Genomic DNA, 19414 nt, shown 5'->3' with positions numbered 1-19414 from the left:
AAAAATACTGAATGCATAAATATTTCTTAATTCTTTTCTCGCTCTTACTATCAATACAACTAGTTGCTCAAGAAAAATACACCATCAGTGGCAGTATAAAAGACGAATCTAACGGCGAGGATTTAATTGGTGTTACCATATTTGTAAAGGAACTACCAGGAACTGGAACTGTTACTAATGTTTATGGTTTTTATTCTTTAACCTTACCTAAGGGACAATACACTATTCAATATTCTTATGTCGGTTATAAAACAGTAGAGTTTAAAGCAGATTTAACCAAAAACATTAAAAATAATATTCAAATTTCGTCTAACTCTACTGATTTGGGCGTTTTTGAAGTAAGTGCCGAGCGTGAGGATGAGAACATACGTTCTACCGAGATGAGTGTGTCAAAAATTGACATCAAAGAAATAGAGAGTATTCCAGTATTGTTCGGAGAACGTGACATTTTAAAAACCATACAATTATTGCCCGGTGTAAAATCGGCAGGTGAGGGAAATGCTGGTTTTTTTGTTCGAGGAGGAAGCTCTGATCAAAACTTAATTCTATTGGATGAAGCACCCGTTTATAATGCTTCTCATTTATTAGGTTTTTTCTCTGTTTTTAATTCTGATGCTATTAAAGATTTAAAGCTTTATAAAGGTGGCATCCCTGCTGAATACGGTGGTCGACTATCTTCTGTAATGGATATAAAAATGAAAGAAGGAAATTCAAAAAAAATTGCAGCTACAGGTGGTATTGGTTTAATTTCATCTAAATTAACTGTTGAAGTTCCAATTGTTAAGGATAAAGGGTCATTTTTAATAAGTGGAAGAAGAACTTATGCAGATTTATTTTTGAAACTATCAAACGATGAAGACCAAAAAAATACCAAATTGTATTTCTACGATTTGAATTTAAAAGCCAATTATCAACTTACAGAGAAAGACCGCTTATTTGTTTCTGGTTATTTTGGTAGAGACAATTTTGGGTTTGCAAATAGATTTAGTTTTACTTGGGGAAACACAACAGCAACAGTTCGTTGGAATCATTTATTTAACGATAAATTGTTTAGCAATACTTCATTCATTTATTCCGATTATAACTACAAAATCGATATTGCTGCTGCAGGGTTTTCTATTAATTCACAAATTCGTGATTTTAATTTTAAGCAAGACTTGGATTTCTTTTGGAACGAAAACAACAAATTAAAGTTTGGTGCAAATGTCATACATCACACCTTCGACCCAGGAGAAATTGCTTCTACTGGAGAAGCAATAGGAAATACAAAAATTGAAAATAGGTATTCAGTAGAATCGTCGGCTTATGTTAGCAATGAACATAAATTTAATGAATTGTGGTCGGCAACGTATGGATTCAGGTATTCAAATTTCACACAAATTGGTCCAGGCGAAATTTATACTTATAACAATAAAGGCGATATAACTGATACAACAAAATACAGAGAAAACAATGCCATAAAAACTTATCATGGCTTTGAACCTCGTATTGGAATTAATTACATTTTAAACGAAACCAGTTCGTTAAAAACATCATACAACAGAATGTATCAATACTTGCATCTTTTATCAAACTCATCAGGCAACAACCCTACCGATACTTGGCTACCAAGTAGCAACAATATTAAACCAGAAATTGCTGACCAAGTAGCATTAGGTTATTTTAAAAATTTGAGAGACAATTCTTTTGAATTTTCGGTGGAAACCTATTACAAAGTAATGCAGAACACTATTGATTACAGAACTGGAGCAGAAATTACATTAAACCCAACCGTTGAGGGCGAGATTTTAAATGGTAAAGGTAGAGCCTATGGTTTGGAGTTCTTTTTGAAAAAACGAAAAGGAAAATTTACTGGATGGGTTAGTTATACCTTAGCTCGAACCGAAGTCCAATTTGACCAAATTAATAAAGGAGCATGGTATCCAGCAAAACAAGATAGAACACATGATATTTCTGTTGTTGGTATGTTTGCTATAACTGAACGCCTTAAAATTTCTTCTACTTTCGTTTTTTATACAGGTAATGCTGTTACATTTCCAACAGGAAAATATGTTATTGACGGACAAATCATAAACTTATATTCAGCAAGGAATGGTGCAAGAATGCCAAACTACCACAGAATGGATATAGGGTTAACCTTAGATGGGAAAAATTATAAAATGGTTACCAATCCTGAAACTGGCGAAAAAGAAAAAGTTCAGCGTAAATTTCAATCGAGTTGGAATTTTTCAGTATACAATGTTTATGCACGTGAAAATGCTTACTCATTTACATTTAGACCAAAAGAAGATAACCCAGTACAAACAGAGATTGTTCAACTTTCCCTTTTTAAAATTATTCCTTCCATTAGTTACAATTTTAGTTTTTAAGATGATGAATAAATTAAAACTTAACATACTTACAATTATATCGATATGCTTTGCATTAGTTTTTACCTCGTGCGAAAAGGTGGTTGATTTAGATTTAGATGATGCACCTCAAGCATTGGTTATTGAGGCATTACTTCATGATTCGATTGGAGACAATTACGTAATTATTTCTAAATCGAAACCGTTTAACGAAAACACGGGTACTTTCGAAACCGTTTCTGGTGCAACCGTTGTTGTTACCGATAATTTTGGGAACAGTTTTAGTTTTATTGAAGTATTAGCAGGTGTTTACAATAGTCCAACTTTAAAAGGCATAGAGGGCAGGACTTATGTGTTGTCGGTTTATGCCGATGGAAAATCTATTACCGCTCAATCTACCATGCCTCCAAAAATTAATTTAGATTCACTATCACATCAAAAAATAAATAGACCTTTTAGCGACCCAAATGACCCACAACAATATCGAATTTACACTCATTTTTATGATACCCCTAATTTCAATAATTATTATAGAATAAAAGCTTCCAGTAGAACAGTAAAACAAAAAGGAGTGTTAGTTTTAAGTGACAATTTAATTGATGGCGACAATGTAGTTTTTCCAATTTTTCAAACCGAGTTTGAAGAAAATGATACTGTTTCAGTTCAATTGTTATCAATTGATGAAGTAAACTATCGATACTTTAACGCACTGGCTTCTTCGCAAGGTGGTGAAGTGCCTGGAAACCCAGAAACAAACTTAAATGGAGCAGAAAATGTAGTTGGTTTTTTTGCAGCTTACGCAAAAAGCGAACGTAAGTTTATTGTAACTCCTTTACCATAAATCACTTGTAAATCTCAGTTGTTTCTATTTTATTGCTGGAATGTAACGCTCTATCCTTTAAAACCATTTCATATTTAATGGTATCATTGGTAGAAAACGGATTGTAAATCAGCTTTACATAGGTCTCTCCTTTTAACGATTGCTTTTCTTTATTTTGAATAAAAGGAACACGTAAATGAAAAACAGTGGTATCGTATGTATTCGTTCCAGTATTATAGGTTACTACTGGCGATTTTAATAACCATACTCCATTTTGTTTTTCGTAATAATCAATAAACAAATTGTATTGTTGTTCGCCTTGGCTTTCTTCTTGTTTTAAGCCCAAATCGCCGTCATTATCAAAAAATTCAAACTTAACTACTGCATATGAACCATCATCAGAAAGTCCTCCTTCAATAAACTTTATTACTGGCGGCATAGGTGTTGGGTCATCTTTCTTACAAGCAAAAAGAAAAATAAAGACAAATAATATGACGAAGTTTGTTAACCTTTGCATACCATAAAATTAGCAATATTTTTGAATGAACTTCGCCAATCGTATTTTTAATATCACTTCCAGCAGCGAGTTTAATAATATGGCTATTGATATTTTTAACTACCAATATCAAAACAATACCATTTATCAAAACTTTTGTAAGCTATTAAAAGTAACTCCATCAGAAGTTACACAGCTCGAAAAAATACCATTTTTACCTATCGAATTTTTTAAAACTCAACAAGTAATTTGCGGTGACAATAATTATGAGCAAGTATTTTTAAGTAGTGGAACAACAGGCGAAAATCAAAGCAAGCACTACGTAAAAAACTTAAAAGTTTACGAACAAAGTTTTGTAAAAGGGTTCGAATTGTTTTATGGAAACATCAGCGATTATTGCTTCTTAGCTTTATTGCCATCTTACATGGAAAGAGAAGGATCTTCACTCATTTACATGACGGAATACTTGATAAAACATTCCAACAATCCATTAAGCGGTTTTTACCTCAACAATTACAATGATTTAATTGACACGCTCAAAAAGTTAAACGCTCAAAAAACCATTTTAATTGGTGTTTCGTTTGCGCTGCTTGACCTTGCAGAAAAACACCAATTGGATTTGAGCAACATCATTATTATGGAAACGGGCGGTATGAAAGGACGCAGGAAGGAAATGACCCGAACCGAACTACATCAAATTTATAACGATAGTTTTAATGTCAATCAAATTCATTCGGAATATGGCATGACAGAGCTTTTATCACAAGCCTATTCAAAAGGAAATGGGCTTTTTGAAACTCCACCTTGGATGAAAATATTAATTAGAGACACCAACGACCCATTTCACTTGCTCGACAATAATCAAACAGGAGGCATTAACGTAATTGATTTAGCCAACTACAACTCCTGCTCGTTTATTGCCACACAAGATTTAGGTAAAACGTTCACTAATAATTCTTTCGAGGTTTTAGGCAGATTCGATAACAGTGATTTACGAGGTTGCAATTTATTAATCCAATAAAAAAAACTAATTTTGTTTTGGTTCAGTTTTTGATAAAACCGAGTAAATAAAAAAATTAAAACAATGAAAAAATTACAATCATTATCATTTATTGCAATAATAGCTGTTGCTGGATTTTTAAGCTCTTGTGGAAGCTATCAACCCTTTACTAACGAAGATAGATTGAAATACAATTTAGATGAAGCTAAATTGAAAAAAATGCAGTTTTATATCTCTACCGATGTTACTTTACAAAGAGGAGAGCGTTCTAATCAATCTCAAGAATTAGATAAAGACGGAAAATTGGTTATTGCAAGCTCTGCGAGTGTTGACAATATTTTAATTACAGGAAAAACTCCTGGTGTATGTGTAAAAGTAATTGACGACAACAAAATTGCGGTAAGTTTTGATGCTGACGATAATAAATATCTGGTTTTCGGAGACCCAAACAACAGAGGTCGTTATAATTTGATGGGTGCTGAATGGAACAATGGCAAAGGTAAAATTAACTATGGCGATAAAGTTTATTATGTAATGCCAGGTGGTGCAGGAGCTTACCTAAAATTCCAAATGAAAAATGTTAAAAACTTTAAGGAATCGAGCACAAAAGTAAAAGGTAGAAAAGTAAACTAGAAGTTGGAAGACCGAAGTTGGAAGTTGTAGATTGCTTCTGGCTTCGGTCTTCTACCTTCCAACTGTTTGATTATGCTGAATAAAATAAAAGAAACCGTTAATTATATCCTTTCTCAAGGAATTGAAAGCCCACAAGTAGGAATTGTTTTAGGAACTGGACTTGGTGGTTTGGTTAAAGAAATAGAAATAATTACGGCAATTGATTACGATAAAATACCTCATTTCCCAGTTTCAACAGTAGAATCGCACCACGGCAGATTAATTTATGGAATAGTTAAGGGCAAAAAAGTATTAGCGATGCAAGGTCGTTTTCATTATTACGAAGGGTATGATATGCAACAAATTACTTTTCCTATTCGTGTAATGAATGCACTTGGCATTAAAAATTTATTGATTTCTAATGCAGCAGGAGCATTAAACACCAACTACAAAAAAAGTACATTGATGTTAATTACCGACCACATCAACTTGTTTCCTTCAAATCCATTAATTGGCAAAAATTTTAACGAATTAGGTCCTCGTTTTCCTGATATGAGTGAACCTTACAACAATCATCTAAATAATACCTTACGCTCTATTGCTAAAGAAAAAGGAATTTTGTTAAACGAAGGCGTTTATGTACCTGTTACTGGTCCAAACTTAGAAACCCCTGCCGAATACCGAATGATAGGAAAACTTGGTGGTGATGCTGTTGGAATGAGTACGGTGCCAGAAGTAATTGTGGCAAATCACATGGGATTACCATGTTGTGCTATTTCTGTTTTAACGGACGAATGCGACCCAGATAATTTAGCTCCCGTTTCGTTAGCAGAAATTTTAGAAGCTGCAGCAGTTGCTGAGCCACAATTAACCATGCTTTATACCGAATTGATTGCCCGACTTTAATTTACTTTAAAAACTTTCAGTATTTATTTTACCACATAGGCACATAGCTTTTCTCGATTTTTTACCAATACTCATTTTTAGATAGCTACACAGTAGTCATTTCTCCGATATATCGGAGAAACTATGTTTGATTTATGTTTGCTGACGGAGTAAATAAACTATGCACCTATGTGGTTAAATAGTTTTGTCTAACTGACAGTTACTTTAAAATTATTCTTCCAAGCTTCGCTGCCAACTGTTTTTTAGCATTTTGATATCCCAACAATTGAGAAAGTAAAATCAAAGTATCATCGTCGTTTTTAGATTCTTTAATTTCGGTTTGGAGTTTATCCGACAGCTTATTCAGCTTACTCAATTTAAATGCATAAATAGAATTAAGCACCGCTAGATTCAATTGATTTTCCTCTTTAGTAACAAAGATATTATGACGTTCCCAGTTTTCGCTAATTTGATGTTTATCAGATAACACATCAATAACAACAGCATTGATTGCTGGATTTGGAAATGAAATAAAATCTTGATGTGTTGGAACTTTATCTTCATTCATCCATTTCACATATTCTTCTATAATTGTTTGGTAGGTAGCGTTTTCAAACGACAACTCATCCTCAATAATATTTGACACAATATAAGCACTGATTAAAACATGATGTTTTTGAGGATTATTCTCTTCATCAAAAACCTCCAACTCAATTGTTTGCTCACCATAAGTAATCAATAATCGAATAATTTCATCTTCCCAATGTTCAATCTCAAGTCCTTCGTCTTCATGTTTTTGTTCGTCGCTAAACGAAGTATAATTATCCTCAACTATAGGTAACTCCTCATTGTTGTTTTTGCTGAATTTTTTACGAAGTAATTTATTCGTTTCATTTATTAAAGCATTCTCCTGAATATCGAGCAAACTACTGCATTCCTTTATATAAACCGACCGTTTTATTTGGTCAGGGATTATTGAAATACTTGCAACAATATCTTTAATTAATTCGGCTCTTTTTATTGGGTCGGTTCCTACTTCTTTTAATAAAACCGATGTTTTGAATCGAATAAAATCTTGTGCTTGATCAGTAATGTATTTTGTTAGGTCAGCTGACGAATTATTTTTTGCAAACGAGTCTGGATCTTCTCCTTCGGGAAACAGTACCACTCGAACATTTAACCCTTCCTGCAAAATCATGTCAATACCTCTAAACGAAGCTTTTAACCCAGCAGCATCACCATCATACAAAATGGTAATGTTATTCGTAAATCGACTAATTAGTCTTATTTGACCTTCAGTTAAAGAAGTTCCTGATGATGCCACTACATTTTCTACTCCTGCTTGGTGTAAAGAAATCACATCGGTATAACCTTCGACTAAATAGCAATTGTCTTTAGCAATAATGTCTTTTTTAGCAAAATAAATACCGTAAAGCACATTGCTTTTGTGGTATATTTCCGACTCAGGTGAGTTAACATATTTTGCAGCCTTAGGGTCGGTTTTTAAAATTCTACCCCCAAAACCAAGCACCCTGCCCGAAAGGTTATGAATAGGGAACATTACTCTACCTTTAAACCTATCGAAGTGTTTTTCTTCTTTTACAATGGTTAACCCAGATTTTTCTAAAAACTCAAGTTTATACCCTTGTTGTAAAGCCTCGCCTGTAAATGCTTCCCACGAATCGGGATTATAACCCAACTGAAATTTTTTGATGATATCTTCACGGAAACCTCTTTCAACAAAATAACTCAACCCAATACTTTTACCCTCTTGGGTTTCGTGCAATTGTTTTTGGAAATAACTAGCAGCAAAATTGGAAACAATAAACAAACTTTCCTTTTCATTTGCTGCTTGTTTTTGTTCGTCGGTTTCTTCTAATTCTTCAATTTCAATTTGATACTTGTTAGCCAAATACCTCAACGCCTCTGGGTAGGTATAATGCTCATGATCCATAATAAAATTGATGGAGTTGCCAGCTTTACCACAACCAAAACATTTGTAAATACCTTTTGCAGGCGACACCGTAAATGAAGGTGTTTTTTCGTTATGAAAAGGACAATTACCAAGTAAATTAACACCCCGTTTTTTTAACACCACAAACTCCCCTACAACATCTTCAATGATGGCGGCTTCAAAAATCTGGTCTATGGTATGTTTTGGTATCAATTTACTGGTTACTCGTTATTTGTTTCTGGTTAACTGTGAACTGAAGACTGAAAACTATCTCTCTACTTCTTCAACTAAAATGCCTTCTTCATTGTAAAATTTCCACTTATCTACTTGTTTGTCGTCTTTATAGTTCCCTTCCATTCTTAATTTCCCGTTTGGATAATAATTTAAACCATATCCATTTCGCTTTCCATCAACAAATTCTCCTTCACTCCATAAGGTTCCATCTTCGTAATAAGCTTTCCAAATTCCTGTTCTTTTTCCGTCTTTAAACTCACCTTTCATCTTCACATTTCCATTTTCATAAAGTTCTTTTTCCTTCACAATAACTTGTGTATCACCTTCCATTTTAAAATAACCAACTATTTTGGGTTTATCGTTTGGGTATGTTTCTTCCACCTTTTCAACTATTTTGTCGCCACACGACACTAAAAAAACAACTAAACTAATTACAACTAATACTGGTTTCATATTATTTAACTTTAATTCAAAAATAAGAATAGAAATTTATTTTCAATAAAAAGTGTCCGTTCGAGTTTTTTCTGAAAGAAAAAGTATCGAGAACACACTTTTGTTTTGAAAATTTTTATTCTCGATACTAATTTCACTCATTTTAATCGTGAAATTCACTCGAATTGACAAATTTTCTACTTTGTTCGTTCGGTAGTATAAATAACCAAATTGCTCAAGGCAATGTTGGCTTCATTCTGATCAAACTCTTTTAATATAGCTAAAGCTTTATTTTTATACTCCAACATGGCTTTATGTGCATATTCTAACCCACCACTAGCAATCACAAAATCAATTACTTCTTTTACTTTTTTAGTGTTTTGATTGTGATTTTTAATGATGCTAATGATTCGTCTTTTTTCAAAATAATTAGCTCGATTTAAGGCATAAATTAAAGGCAATGTCATTTTCTTTTCTTTTATGTCTATTCCCGTTGGTTTTCCAATTTTTTCCCCATCACTTCCGTAATCAAACAAATCGTCTTTTATCTGAAAAGCAATACCAGTGTATTCTCCAAACAATCGCATTTTTGCAACATCATCGGGATTTGCTTTTGCCGAACTTGCACCAGCAGCACAACAAGCAGCTATCAACGTGGCGGTTTTTTGTCGGATAATGTCGAAATAAATGTCTTCTGTAATATCTAATCGTCGAGCTTTTTCAATTTGCAACAACTCTCCTTCGCTCATTTCCCGTACCGAATTCGACATAATTTGCAACAACTCAAACTCTTTGTTATCAACCGCCAACAACAAGCCTTTCGACAATAAATAATCACCCACCAATACAGCAATTTTGTTTTTCCAAATGGCATTAATACTCCAGAATCCTCTACGTTTGTTAGCATCATCTACCACATCATCATGTACCAATGTTGCAGTATGCAACAACTCTATCATAGATGCGGCGATATAGGTAGAATCGGTAGTTGGTGCAAAAACTTTCGACGATAAAAAAACAAACATTGGACGCATTTGTTTTCCTTTTCGCTTGATGATATAATGCATAATGTTATCCAACAACGAAACACGGCTTTTCATTGAATCGCGGAACCACGATTCAAATTTTTCCATTTCTTCTGCAATAGGTTGTTGTATTTCTTTGATTGTTGCCATTTGAACGGTTCAAAATTAATAATTAAACCATCAATATATAGAATTAATCCCTGTCTCTTTTTAACCAATTTGGAAACACCAAAACACCAATAAACAAATACGGGTAATAGCTTATTAATCGCCATAAAACAATTAGTAAGCCTGCTAATCCAAGTGGAATAAAATCTTTTAAAAATCCATTAAAAGCAAATTCTGCAATTCCAACTCCACCAGGAGTGGGGCTAATGAGCATTATAACCCACATAACGAGTTGCCTGCCATAAATTATAAAATGATTTTCGACATTGGTAAACGCCATAAGAATAAAGTTAACTACCCAAAAACGAGCCGTCCACGATAAAACAGTTGCAGCAAATGCTTTAAACCAAAACACCATTGACTTGTTTTTTAATTCCAACGAAGTTGTAATCATGTCATTACCTAACCGAACCACTACTCTTTTCCAACGCTTTAAAAGTTTAAAAGAGAACAGCTTAAACAAAGCTATTTTTATCCCTTTTGGATTTACAAAAACCCCATAAAGTATTAATGAAGTTAACAACACAATAAAGCCATAACCAACATAAAAAATCTCTTTGGTAGAAAGCGTAAAACCAAAAATCTCTTTGGTTAATTCTACAGGAAACAAATATTCTGTTCCTATCATCAGAATTACAATCGGCACAGTTACAATGTAAAAAAGCTCATCTAAAAATGCTGATATCATTACAACTGCAGTACTTTTTCCTAAACTAATCCCTTCTTTGTTTAAAATAAACATGGCTACTCCACTCCCCCCAACAACCGAAGGAGTTATGGCTGAAGCAAATTCCCACAACATGATTACATTAAAACTGTTTCGCCATGATAAATGGTTGTCGGTTAAAATTCGAATACGAATCATATAAGCAAAATCTCTTATCACCATCATAACAATAGCTACCAATAACCAACCAAAAACTTTATAACTCCAAACTATTTGCTTAAAAGTTTCCCAATCCGTTTTCTTCCAAAGAAAATATCCAGCAACTAGCAATCCAATAAAAATTGGAATAACAACCTTTTTTACAGAAAACACATTGCTTACTTTATTACTTTTGGACATTATAAACTAATTTTAAAAAATCTTTAACCACATAGTTACATAGTTTTTACAATAAAAAGTAAACATAGAAGCTTTGCTTTACACATAATCTACTATGCTTAATACAATGCCTATGAAACGCTGTTGTTTTACATTTTGCTATGTACCTATGTGGTTTTATAATTGTATTTAAATATGAAAAAGATTTACTACCTATCTACTTGCTCTACTTGTAATCGTATTATTAAAGAGTTGAATCTTGGTAACGATTTTGAATTCCAAGATATCAAATCTACTAAAATAACCGAAGCTCAACTAAACGAAATGGCTAAAATGAGTGGCTCATTTGAGAGTTTATTCAGTAGACGATCAATGAAATACAAAGATTTAGCAAATAAAAATCCTTCTGAAGCTGAAATCAAAAAACTGATTTTAGAAGAATACACTTTTTTAAAACGACCAGTAATTATCATTGGCACTCAAATTTTTGTAGGCAACTCAAAAGCAGAAATTGAAAAAGCTGCAAAAGCACTTTAATGAGTAACATTAAACCTCACCTTGCAATTTTAGGCGCTAACCTTATTTATGGGGTTAATTATTCTATTGCAAAAGATGTAATGCCAACATTTATTAAACCTTTTGGATTTATATTTTGTAGGGTTTTAGGTGCTTTAATATTGTTCACATTAGTGAGTTCCTTTTTTAAAGAGAAAATTGAAAAAAAAGATTTTGGACGTTTAGCCATTTGTGGATTTTTTGGGGTTGCAGCCAACCAACTGATGTTTTTTTACGGATTAAATTTAACTAACCCCATTAATGCTGGAATAATAATGACTGCTAATCCAATTATGGTACTTCTGGCGTCAGCATTTATATTAAACACTCGAATAACTTATTTGAAAATTATAGGGCTCGTTTTGGGTATTTCTGGCGCATTAATGATACTCCTATTTAAAAAAGGTTTTTCATTCGGTTCAGAAACTTGGGTTGGTGATTTATTCATATTTCTAAACGCTACTTCGTATGCCATTTATTTGGTTTTAGTTAAACCACTAATGCACAAATACAGCCCTATAACAGTTATTAAATGGGTGTTTACTTTTGGATTCCTGTATGTTCTTCCTTTTGGTTTTAATCAGTTTACAGAAATTAACTGGACCAGTTTTACTGGAGATATTTGGTTAAAATTTGCTTTTGTAATTGTCGCCACAACTTTTTTAGCTTACTTGTTCAACATTTATGGCTTAAAGCGATTAAACCCTTCCATCGTTTCTACCTACATATACTTGCAGCCATTAATCGCTGCTTTGTTTGCTATTTGGGTAGGCAAAGACAGCTTTACATGGATTAAATTAACCGCTGCTGTTTTAATTTTTACCGGAGTTTATTTGGTGAGCAAACCACAAAAATTTCCTTCATACAACAAATAGATTATTACCTTTGTTGCCTAAAATAAATTTATGATAAAATCAATGACTGGTTTTGGCAAAGCAACTGCCGAAATAAATGGGAAAAAATTTAGTGTAGAAATTAAAACCTTAAACAGTAAACAAGCCGATATTTCGGTTCGTATTCCTTCGCTTTTTAAAGAGAAAGAATTTGCTATCCGTTCTTTAATAAATCAAGAATTAGAGCGTGGTAAAATTGATTTTAGCTTAGGATTTGAAACGCTTGGAGAAACCAACAACTTTTCGATAAACAAAGATTTATTCAAAAAATACTACAACGAATTGTCTGGTATGGCAAACGAAATTGGTCAGACGAATACAGATATTTTTACCATCGTATCTCGAATGCCCGATGTATTTAAAACCGACAAACAAGAATTGGAAGAAACTGAATGGTTAAAAGTAAACGAACTAATTGTTGAAGCTATTTCAGCTACAAACAATTTTAGAGTAACAGAAGGTGGTACGCTTCAAACGGAATTATTACAAAGGGTTAATAATATTCTTTCTCTTTTAAGTGAGGTTACCATCCATGAAGAAAAACGTGTGCCTATTATAAAAGAACGAATTGAAACTCACTTAGCAGAAGCAGTTGGAAAAGAAAACATCAATAACGACCGATTTGAGCAGGAGCTTATTTTTTACATCGAAAAATTTGACATTACTGAAGAAAAAACAAGACTAACCACCCATTGTAATTATTTTATTGAAACCATTAACAACGATTTATCGGAAGGAAGAAAACTTGGTTTTATTACCCAAGAAATGGGAAGAGAAATAAATACCTTAGGGTCGAAAGCAAACAATGCTGATATTCAAAAATTGGTTGTTCAAATGAAAGATGAGTTGGAAAAAATTAAAGAACAAACATTAAACATATTGTAACAAATTAGAGATTTACGATTTTGGATTAGAGATTGTATATTGTGAACTGAATACTGATAACTGAGAACTAATGAACGGTAAATGTATCATATTATGTGCACCATCTGGAGCTGGAAAAACTTCAATTACAAAGTTTTTATTGGGTAAAGACTTAAATCTAGAGTTTTCTATTTCTGCTTGTAACAGATCAAAACGACCTAATGAAACAAACGGCGTTGACTATCACTTTTTAACTACTAAAGAATTTAAAAGTAAAATCAAAAACAATGAATTTGTAGAGTGGGAAGAAGTTTACGACAACATGTTTTATGGCACTTTAAAATCGGAAATTGAGCGTATTTGGAAAAGCGGAAAAAATGTAATTTTTGATGTTGATGTAAAAGGAGGTTTAAGCTTAACCAAGTATTTCGGTGATAAAGCCTTAGCTATTTTTATAAAACCACCATCACTCGAAGAATTGGAAAAACGTTTGCGTGCAAGGGGCACCGAAAGTGAAGAAACCGTTCAACGAAGAATTTCAAAAGCATCACACGAATTAGAATTTGCTATGTTTTTTGATAAAATTGTTTTAAACAATAAATTAGAAGATGCTCAACAAGAAGCTTATTCTATTATTAAAACTTTTATAAATAATTAAAATGAAAGTTGGTTTATATTTCGGAACCTACAACCCTATTCACGTTGGGCATTTAATTATTGCCAACTACATGGCTGATTACACCGCCCTTGATGAAGTATGGTTAATTGTTAGTCCGCAAAACCCTTTGAAACAAAAATCATCGTTATTGGCCGATTACCATCGGTATGCCATGGTTGAAATTGCGGTTCAAGACAATCCAAAACTAAAACCTTCGAACATCGAATTTAAATTACCACAGCCTTCTTACACCATAAACACCTTAACTTATTTAAAAGAAAAACACCCTAAACATGAGTTTTCTCTAATTATGGGAGAGGATAATCTCCGCACATTAAACAAGTGGAAGAATTACGAAGAAATCATCCAAAATCATAAAATATACGTTTATCCAAGAGCGCTAACCGAACAGGAACAAATAGATACACTATCAACTAAAAAAGTAGGTAAAACCAATTCGACCAACATCGTAATTTGTGATGCCCCAGTAATGCGAGTTTCAGCAAGTTTTATACGAAATGCTATTAAACAAAAAAAAGATGTACGATATCTTTTAACAGAGCCCGTTTACAAATATGTTCAAGAAATGAACTTTTACAAAAAGTAACCCGCCAACACTCCTAATACGAGTACTATAAAAAAGACTTCGGCTAACCATTCTTTTTTGAGCTTATTAAAATAATTAGCTAACACCACCGAAATAGGTATGGTAAGTAAAATATACAATGATATATAATCGTTCGTATTAAATAATACCGTTACTACAATAAAAATAGTCAGTAATATCAGCACAACAAACAATTTTCTATCTTTCACTACATCTCTAGAAAGTTGTAAAATTAAACTAGCTCCAGATAATACCACAAAGCCTAATAACACCAAAACGTAATACAAAAAAGGTTGATTCAATACGTTTTGAGAAAAAATTGCTGGATAATAAATCCAATCAATAATGTTTGATTGATATAACCCATCAGTTATATATAAATAAGATATCAAGTATACAAATGGCAACAAAAACCCTATCAACGAAATAAAATAATCTCTAAAACTAGGCGTTCGAACATACGATAAAACAATCCAAATTAGCGGAAATAAACAAAAAATCGGTGTGTAAAACAACGTTGCTAACGAAAGCAAAAAACTAACATTAAACAACGGCGATTTAACATCACTTCGAGAATATAGTTTAAACATCAAAAACAGCATGGTAATTAGAAAGGTATTCGTAATAACTACTGGATTAATAGTAAACAATAAAGCAAATGCTCCATTTAAAACCACATAAAAAAGACCAATTAAATGGGTGTTTCCTTTAATTAACTTCTCTTGATTAATAATAAAATTCAAAAAAACGGCCTGAAATCCTATCAATAAAGAAGTAAAAAGAACATTAAGCCACCTATGCTCCACAAACCATTTCCCAAATAAATTAAATAATGAATGATTTTCGAAATTTAGCTCAACATCAATGTAATAGGCAGGAATCCACAATAAAACCGACAGCAAAACAATAAAAATATTGGCTATGATTTGGTTGGTTTTAAAAATTTTTACAATCATTCTGTAATATTAATCAATTAAGCTTTTAAAAATTAAAGATATATTTTACATTTGCTCTTCAAAAATAATATTATGACTGATTTTATTTACTGGTTAGGCGATGTTTTTTATGCAATTTTCGGATTGTTGGAGAAATTAGGTAATATTCCTAACTACGCATTTATTGCATTAGGGTTTGCAGGTTTGTTTATTTGGTTAAACATGCAAAAAAAGTACAACAAAAAAGCACAAGAACAAGGAAGTTTAAAGTAACTACCTAAACTGTTGTTTAATATTTTACTAAAGTAAATCTGCTTTGGTATTTTCGTGATTTATTACTTTTCTTAAACTCAACATGAAAAAAAATCAATTTATTAACAAATAAATTGTTGATAATGTTGTTGTATTTAAAAAATAGTCCTAAATTCGCAGCCCCAATTTAAGGGACATTATATTTAATATATTGATTAAAAGCATAATAACGTGAACACATTAAGTTACAAAACAATCTCGGCAAACAGCGCTACAGTAAACAAAAACTGGGTACTTATCGATGCTGAAAACGAAACATTAGGAAGATTATCAAGTAAAATTGCTAACCTAATAAGAGGGAAACACAAAACTAACTTCACTCCTCATGTGGATTGTGGAGATCATGTTATTGTTATAAACGCTGATAAGATTACCTTAACTGGTAACAAGTGGGAAGCAAAAGAGTACATTTCTCATACTGGTTATCCTGGAGGACAAAAAACAACCAATCCAACTCGTTTGATGGCTAAAAAACCTACTTACATGTTAGAACATGCAGTTAAAGGAATGTTGCCTAAAAACAGATTAGGGAGTGCAATGTATCGTAACTTATATGTTTACGCAGGAGCAGAACACCCACACGAAGCACAAAAACCACAACAATTAAAATTAACTGAGATTAAATAATAAGCATGGAATTAGTTAACGCAACCGGAAGAAGAAAAACAGCTGTAGCTAGAGTTTACTTAACAAAAGGTAAAGGCAACATTACTGTAAATAAGAAAGATTATAAAGTATTTTTCCCAACAACTGTATTACAAGGAAAAGTTCAACAAGCATTTGTTGCAACAGAATTGGTAGATACATTTGATGTAAAAGTAAATGTATATGGTGGTGGAATCACTGGTCAAGCAGAAGCTGTAAGACATGCTATTTCAAGAGCATTAGTTAAAGTAAATGCTGATAACAAACCTTTGTTAAAAGTAACTAGCTTATTAACTAGAGACCCTAGAATGGTTGAACGTAAAAAACCAGGACAGCCTAAAGCTCGTAAAAAATTCCAGTTTAGTAAACGTTAGTATATTTTTTGGAATAAATCCAAATCTATTATAAACCTATTGTTTAGTATCTAAATTATTAAGACTTGGCTTTGCCAACTACTTAAAAATTGAGTTATTAAAGAATGTAAACAATAAGAAAATGTCAAAAGTAACTTTTCAAGAATTATTAGATGCAGGTGTACACTTTGGTCACCTTAGAAGAAAATGGAATCCTAAAATGGCTCCTTACATTTTTATGGAGCGTAACGGTATTCACATTATCGACTTACACAAAACCATTGTAAAATTAGATGAGGCTTCTCAAGCCTTACAGCAAATTGCAAAATCAGGTAAAAAAATAATGTTTGTTGCTACAAAAAAACAAGCAAAAGACATCGTATCTGAAAAAGTAAAAAACATTAACATGCCTTATGTTACTGAAAGATGGCCAGGTGGTATGTTAACCAACTTCGTAACGATCAGAAAAGCTGTAAGAAAAATGGCTTCGATTGATAAAATGTTAGAAGACGGAACAATGTTAACGTTATCTAAAAGAGAGCGTTTACAAATTGCTCGTCAAAGAGAAAAATTAGAATTAAACTTAGGTTCTATTGCTGATTTAACAAGATTACCTGCTGCAATTTTTGTAGTAGATATTATGAAAGAACACATTGCTATTGCTGAAGCAAAAAAATTAGGCATACCAACTTTCGCTATCGTTGATACTAACTCTGACCCTACTTTAGTTGATTTCCCAATTCCAGCAAACGATGATGCATCAAAATCTATCGAAAAAATCATGGATATTTTATGTGTTTCAATTGCTGAAGGATTATCAGAAAGAAAACAAGAAAGAGAAAAAATCAAAGACGTAAAAGATCCGAAAGAAGGGAAAAAAGAATCTTCTAAAAAAGAAGAAACTGTAGAGGAATAATTTCGATTTTATAACACATTAAATTATATAACATGTCAAACATTACAGCAGCAGACGTAAACAAACTACGTCAAACAACAGGTGCAGGAATGATGGATTGCAAAAAAGCTTTAGTTGAAGCTGAAGGCGATTTTGAAAAAGCAATTGATATCCTTAGAAAAAAAGGACAAAAAGTAGCAGCAAACAGAAGCGATAGAGATGCTAAAGAAGGTTTAGTTTTAGCAAAAACTACTACTGATGGTAAAAAAGCTGTTATGGTTGTAGTTAACTGTGAAACTGATTTCGTTGCAAAAAATGATGATTTCAATGCATTTGCTACAAAAATTCTTGATTTAGCAATGGAAAAAAACCCAGCTAACATCGATGAGTTAAAAGCGTTAAGTTTTAATGGTAATGGTTTAACTGTTGCAGATAAAATTACTGAGCAAACTGGTGTTATTGGCGAAAAAATTGATGTTTCTGGATACGAAGTTGTTGAAGCTGAATTTGCTGTAGCTTACAATCACCCAGGAAATAAATTAGCGGCTATTGTAGCATTAAACAAAGCAGGAGGCTCAGTAGCTGATGCAGGAAAACAAGTAGCTATGCAAATTGCTGCTATGGATCCAGTTGCTATTGACGAATCTCAAGTTTCTGAAGCAGTTATTGCAAGAGAAATGGAAGTAGGTAGAGAACAAGCTTTACAAGAAGGTAAGCCTGCTGAGATGGTAGATAAAATTGCGGAAGGGAAAGTAAAGAAATTCTTAAAAGAAAACACTTTATTGAACCAACCTTCAATTAAAGACAACAAAAAAACTGTAAGCCAAACATTACAAGAGGTTGAAAACGGTTTAACCGTTGTAAACTTTAAACGAATAATGTTAGGATAACATAACGATAATGAAAAAAAAGAGAAGTTAACTTCTCTTTTTTTTTGCTTTAAATTTTTTAACTATGGCATTTAAACGAATATTATTAAAACTTAGCGGCGAATCCTTAATGGGTAACAAGCAATTTGGTATCGACAACGACCGATTAAATATATACGCCAAAGAAATTAAAGAAATTGTTCAGCAAGGAGTTGAAGTTGCCATAGTTATTGGTGGAGGAAACATCTTTAGAGGAATTCAAGCCGAAGAAGGTGGAATGGAAAGAACTCAAGGCGATTATATGGGAATGTTGGCGACTGTAATTAACAGTATGGCTTTACAATCAGCTTTGGAGGCTGCCGATGTAAAAACCCGCTTACAAACCGCCATAGAAATGAAAGAAATTGCCGAACCATTTATTAAGCGCAGAGCCGTTCGTCATTTAGAAAAAGGAAGAGTGGTTATTTTTGGTGCAGGAACTGGAAACCCTTATTTTACAACTGACACCGCAGCAAGTTTACGAGCCATCGAGATTGAAGCAGATGTAATTTTAAAAGGGACTAGAGTAGATGGTATTTATACCGCCGACCCTGAAAAAGATGCTTCAGCAAAAAAATACCAAACCATTTCGTTTGACGAAGTGTACCAAAAAGGTTTAAATGTAATGGACATGACAGCCTTTACTTTGTGCAAAGAAAATCAATTGCCAATTATTGTATTTGACATGAACAAGCCTGGAAACCTGAAAAAAGTAGTGAATCAAGAAGCAGAAATCGGTACTTTAGTGGAAGGATAAAATTATTTATCTT

The 19414-nt window shown here is 32.7% G+C and carries 22 protein-coding genes; 16 read left to right on the top strand and 6 right to left on the bottom strand.

The features are described 5' to 3' along the window. Positions 1-11 precede the first annotated feature (11 nt). Both H6589_08310 and H6589_08305 read left to right on the top strand, forming a co-directional pair. A complete protein-coding gene (locus H6589_08310; protein ID MCB9174598.1) occupies positions 12-2369 on the top strand; it encodes a TonB-dependent receptor in 2358 nt (785 codons plus the stop codon). Positions 2370-2373: 4 nt separating this feature from the next. Beyond that, complete coding sequence (locus tag H6589_08305; GenBank protein MCB9174597.1) at positions 2374-3189, top strand: DUF4249 domain-containing protein; 816 nt, start codon at positions 2374-2376, stop codon at positions 3187-3189. A gap of 1 nt (position 3190) precedes the next feature. Here the strand turns inward: H6589_08305 and H6589_08300 are convergent, their stop codons facing one another. Then, positions 3191-3685, bottom strand: coding sequence for a hypothetical protein (locus H6589_08300; protein MCB9174596.1), 495 nt, complete (start codon positions 3683-3685; stop codon positions 3191-3193). Between the two features lie 25 nt (positions 3686-3710). Between H6589_08300 and H6589_08295 the strand changes: the two genes are divergently transcribed. The 3 genes from H6589_08295 to H6589_08285 all read left to right on the top strand — a co-directional run bounded on the left by H6589_08295 (position 3711) and on the right by H6589_08285 (position 6182). Continuing rightward, positions 3711-4685 carry an acyl transferase gene (locus H6589_08295; protein ID MCB9174595.1) on the top strand — a complete coding sequence of 325 codons (975 nt, stop codon included), beginning with the start codon at positions 3711-3713 and terminating at the stop codon, positions 4683-4685. A gap of 63 nt (positions 4686-4748) precedes the next feature. Next, positions 4749-5297: a hypothetical protein gene (locus H6589_08290; protein MCB9174594.1), complete on the top strand. Its 549-nt coding sequence runs from the start codon at positions 4749-4751 to the stop codon at positions 5295-5297. A gap of 72 nt (positions 5298-5369) precedes the next feature. Continuing rightward, a complete protein-coding gene (locus H6589_08285) occupies positions 5370-6182 on the top strand; it encodes a purine-nucleoside phosphorylase (protein MCB9174593.1) in 813 nt (270 codons plus the stop codon). Between the two features lie 199 nt (positions 6183-6381). Here H6589_08285 and H6589_08280 read toward each other — a convergent pair whose 3' ends face one another. From H6589_08280 to H6589_08265, 4 genes are all read right to left on the bottom strand, one after another. After that, positions 6382-8328, bottom strand: coding sequence for a DNA primase (locus tag H6589_08280; GenBank protein MCB9174592.1), 1947 nt, complete (start codon positions 8326-8328; stop codon positions 6382-6384). 54 nt (positions 8329-8382) lie between these two features. Beyond that, positions 8383-8802 (bottom strand): hypothetical protein, encoded by a 420-nt coding sequence (locus H6589_08275; GenBank protein MCB9174591.1) that lies wholly within the window; start codon positions 8800-8802, stop codon positions 8383-8385. Positions 8803-8978: 176 nt separating this feature from the next. Beyond that, on the bottom strand, positions 8979-9956 hold the full coding sequence (locus H6589_08270; protein ID MCB9174590.1) for a polyprenyl synthetase family protein: 978 nt from the start codon (positions 9954-9956) through the stop codon (positions 8979-8981). 43 nt (positions 9957-9999) lie between these two features. Further along, positions 10000-11040: a flippase-like domain-containing protein gene (locus H6589_08265; protein ID MCB9174589.1), complete on the bottom strand. Its 1041-nt coding sequence runs from the start codon at positions 11038-11040 to the stop codon at positions 10000-10002. Between the two features lie 174 nt (positions 11041-11214). Here H6589_08265 and H6589_08260 point away from each other — a divergent pair, with 174 nt between their 5' ends. The 5 genes from H6589_08260 (at position 11215) to H6589_08240 (ending at position 14596) form a co-directional block, all read left to right on the top strand. After that, the gene (locus H6589_08260; protein MCB9174588.1) at positions 11215-11556 is read left to right on the top strand and encodes a hypothetical protein; all 342 of its coding nucleotides are present in this window, start codon (positions 11215-11217) and stop codon (positions 11554-11556) included. Continuing rightward, on the top strand, positions 11556-12449 hold the full coding sequence (locus tag H6589_08255) for a DMT family transporter (GenBank protein MCB9174587.1): 894 nt from the start codon (positions 11556-11558) through the stop codon (positions 12447-12449). Before H6589_08260 ends, H6589_08255 begins: the two co-directional genes overlap by 1 nt. A 42-nt stretch (positions 12450-12491) precedes the next feature. Next, entirely contained in the window at positions 12492-13352 is an 861-nt protein-coding gene (locus H6589_08250; protein ID MCB9174586.1) for a YicC family protein, read from the top strand. Positions 13353-13422: 70 nt separating this feature from the next. After that, positions 13423-13989 carry a guanylate kinase gene (gene gmk / locus H6589_08245; protein ID MCB9174585.1) on the top strand — a complete coding sequence of 189 codons (567 nt, stop codon included), beginning with the start codon at positions 13423-13425 and terminating at the stop codon, positions 13987-13989. A 1-nt stretch (position 13990) separates the two neighbouring features. Further along, entirely contained in the window at positions 13991-14596 is a 606-nt protein-coding gene (locus H6589_08240; GenBank protein ID MCB9174584.1) for a nicotinate-nucleotide adenylyltransferase, read from the top strand. On the opposite strand, the gene H6589_08235 is transcribed toward H6589_08240, so the two are convergent. Continuing rightward, entirely contained in the window at positions 14584-15552 is a 969-nt protein-coding gene (locus H6589_08235) for a hypothetical protein (GenBank protein MCB9174583.1), read from the bottom strand. The two genes, H6589_08240 and H6589_08235, sit on opposite strands and share 13 nt — an antisense overlap. A 72-nt stretch (positions 15553-15624) precedes the next feature. Here H6589_08235 and H6589_08230 point away from each other — a divergent pair, with 72 nt between their 5' ends. The 6 genes from H6589_08230 (at position 15625) to H6589_08205 (ending at position 19401) form a co-directional block, all read left to right on the top strand. Further along, positions 15625-15804, top strand: coding sequence for a hypothetical protein (locus H6589_08230; GenBank protein ID MCB9174582.1), 180 nt, complete (start codon positions 15625-15627; stop codon positions 15802-15804). Between the two features lie 210 nt (positions 15805-16014). After that, entirely contained in the window at positions 16015-16470 is a 456-nt protein-coding gene (gene rplM, locus H6589_08225; GenBank protein MCB9174581.1) for a 50S ribosomal protein L13, read from the top strand. Between the two features lie 5 nt (positions 16471-16475). Beyond that, complete coding sequence (rpsI, locus tag H6589_08220) at positions 16476-16862, top strand: 30S ribosomal protein S9 (protein ID MCB9174580.1); 387 nt, start codon at positions 16476-16478, stop codon at positions 16860-16862. A gap of 121 nt (positions 16863-16983) precedes the next feature. Next, positions 16984-17757 carry a 30S ribosomal protein S2 gene (rpsB, locus tag H6589_08215; protein MCB9174579.1) on the top strand — a complete coding sequence of 258 codons (774 nt, stop codon included), beginning with the start codon at positions 16984-16986 and terminating at the stop codon, positions 17755-17757. A 32-nt stretch (positions 17758-17789) separates the two neighbouring features. Then, positions 17790-18626: an elongation factor Ts gene (locus tag H6589_08210; protein ID MCB9174578.1), complete on the top strand. Its 837-nt coding sequence runs from the start codon at positions 17790-17792 to the stop codon at positions 18624-18626. A gap of 64 nt (positions 18627-18690) precedes the next feature. Then, the gene (locus H6589_08205; protein ID MCB9174577.1) at positions 18691-19401 is read left to right on the top strand and encodes a UMP kinase; all 711 of its coding nucleotides are present in this window, start codon (positions 18691-18693) and stop codon (positions 19399-19401) included. The last annotated feature ends 13 nt before the right edge of the window (positions 19402-19414 follow it).

This window comes from Flavobacteriales bacterium, from assembly GCA_020635795.1.
Classification (GTDB): Bacteria; Bacteroidota; Bacteroidia; order Flavobacteriales_E; family Vicingaceae; genus Vicingus.
The sequence above is the reverse complement of the archived record's forward strand: the minus strand, read 5'-3'. Positions and strand labels throughout refer to the sequence as shown.

Coding starts and splice junctions, on each gene's coding strand:
- H6589_08270 (MCB9174590.1), bottom strand. CDS start 9,956: ATGGCAACAATCAAAGAAATACAACAACCTATTGCAGAAGAAATGGAA.
- H6589_08260 (MCB9174588.1), top strand. CDS start 11,215: ATGAAAAAGATTTACTACCTATCTACTTGCTCTACTTGTAATCGTATT.
- rpsB (MCB9174579.1), top strand. CDS start 16,984: ATGTCAAAAGTAACTTTTCAAGAATTATTAGATGCAGGTGTACACTTT.
- H6589_08210 (MCB9174578.1), top strand. CDS start 17,790: ATGTCAAACATTACAGCAGCAGACGTAAACAAACTACGTCAAACAACA.
- gmk (MCB9174585.1), top strand. CDS start 13,423: ATGAACGGTAAATGTATCATATTATGTGCACCATCTGGAGCTGGAAAA.
- H6589_08305 (MCB9174597.1), top strand. CDS start 2,374: ATGAATAAATTAAAACTTAACATACTTACAATTATATCGATATGCTTT.
- H6589_08250 (MCB9174586.1), top strand. CDS start 12,492: ATGACTGGTTTTGGCAAAGCAACTGCCGAAATAAATGGGAAAAAATTT.
- H6589_08295 (MCB9174595.1), top strand. CDS start 3,711: ATGAACTTCGCCAATCGTATTTTTAATATCACTTCCAGCAGCGAGTTT.
- H6589_08310 (MCB9174598.1), top strand. CDS start 12: ATGCATAAATATTTCTTAATTCTTTTCTCGCTCTTACTATCAATACAA.
- H6589_08300 (MCB9174596.1), bottom strand. CDS start 3,685: ATGCAAAGGTTAACAAACTTCGTCATATTATTTGTCTTTATTTTTCTT.
- H6589_08230 (MCB9174582.1), top strand. CDS start 15,625: ATGACTGATTTTATTTACTGGTTAGGCGATGTTTTTTATGCAATTTTC.
- H6589_08235 (MCB9174583.1), bottom strand. CDS start 15,552: ATGATTGTAAAAATTTTTAAAACCAACCAAATCATAGCCAATATTTTT.
- H6589_08275 (MCB9174591.1), bottom strand. CDS start 8,802: ATGAAACCAGTATTAGTTGTAATTAGTTTAGTTGTTTTTTTAGTGTCG.
- H6589_08285 (MCB9174593.1), top strand. CDS start 5,370: ATGCTGAATAAAATAAAAGAAACCGTTAATTATATCCTTTCTCAAGGA.
- H6589_08265 (MCB9174589.1), bottom strand. CDS start 11,040: ATGTCCAAAAGTAATAAAGTAAGCAATGTGTTTTCTGTAAAAAAGGTT.
- rpsI (MCB9174580.1), top strand. CDS start 16,476: ATGGAATTAGTTAACGCAACCGGAAGAAGAAAAACAGCTGTAGCTAGA.
- H6589_08255 (MCB9174587.1), top strand. CDS start 11,556: ATGAGTAACATTAAACCTCACCTTGCAATTTTAGGCGCTAACCTTATT.
- H6589_08205 (MCB9174577.1), top strand. CDS start 18,691: ATGGCATTTAAACGAATATTATTAAAACTTAGCGGCGAATCCTTAATG.
- H6589_08240 (MCB9174584.1), top strand. CDS start 13,991: ATGAAAGTTGGTTTATATTTCGGAACCTACAACCCTATTCACGTTGGG.
- H6589_08290 (MCB9174594.1), top strand. CDS start 4,749: ATGAAAAAATTACAATCATTATCATTTATTGCAATAATAGCTGTTGCT.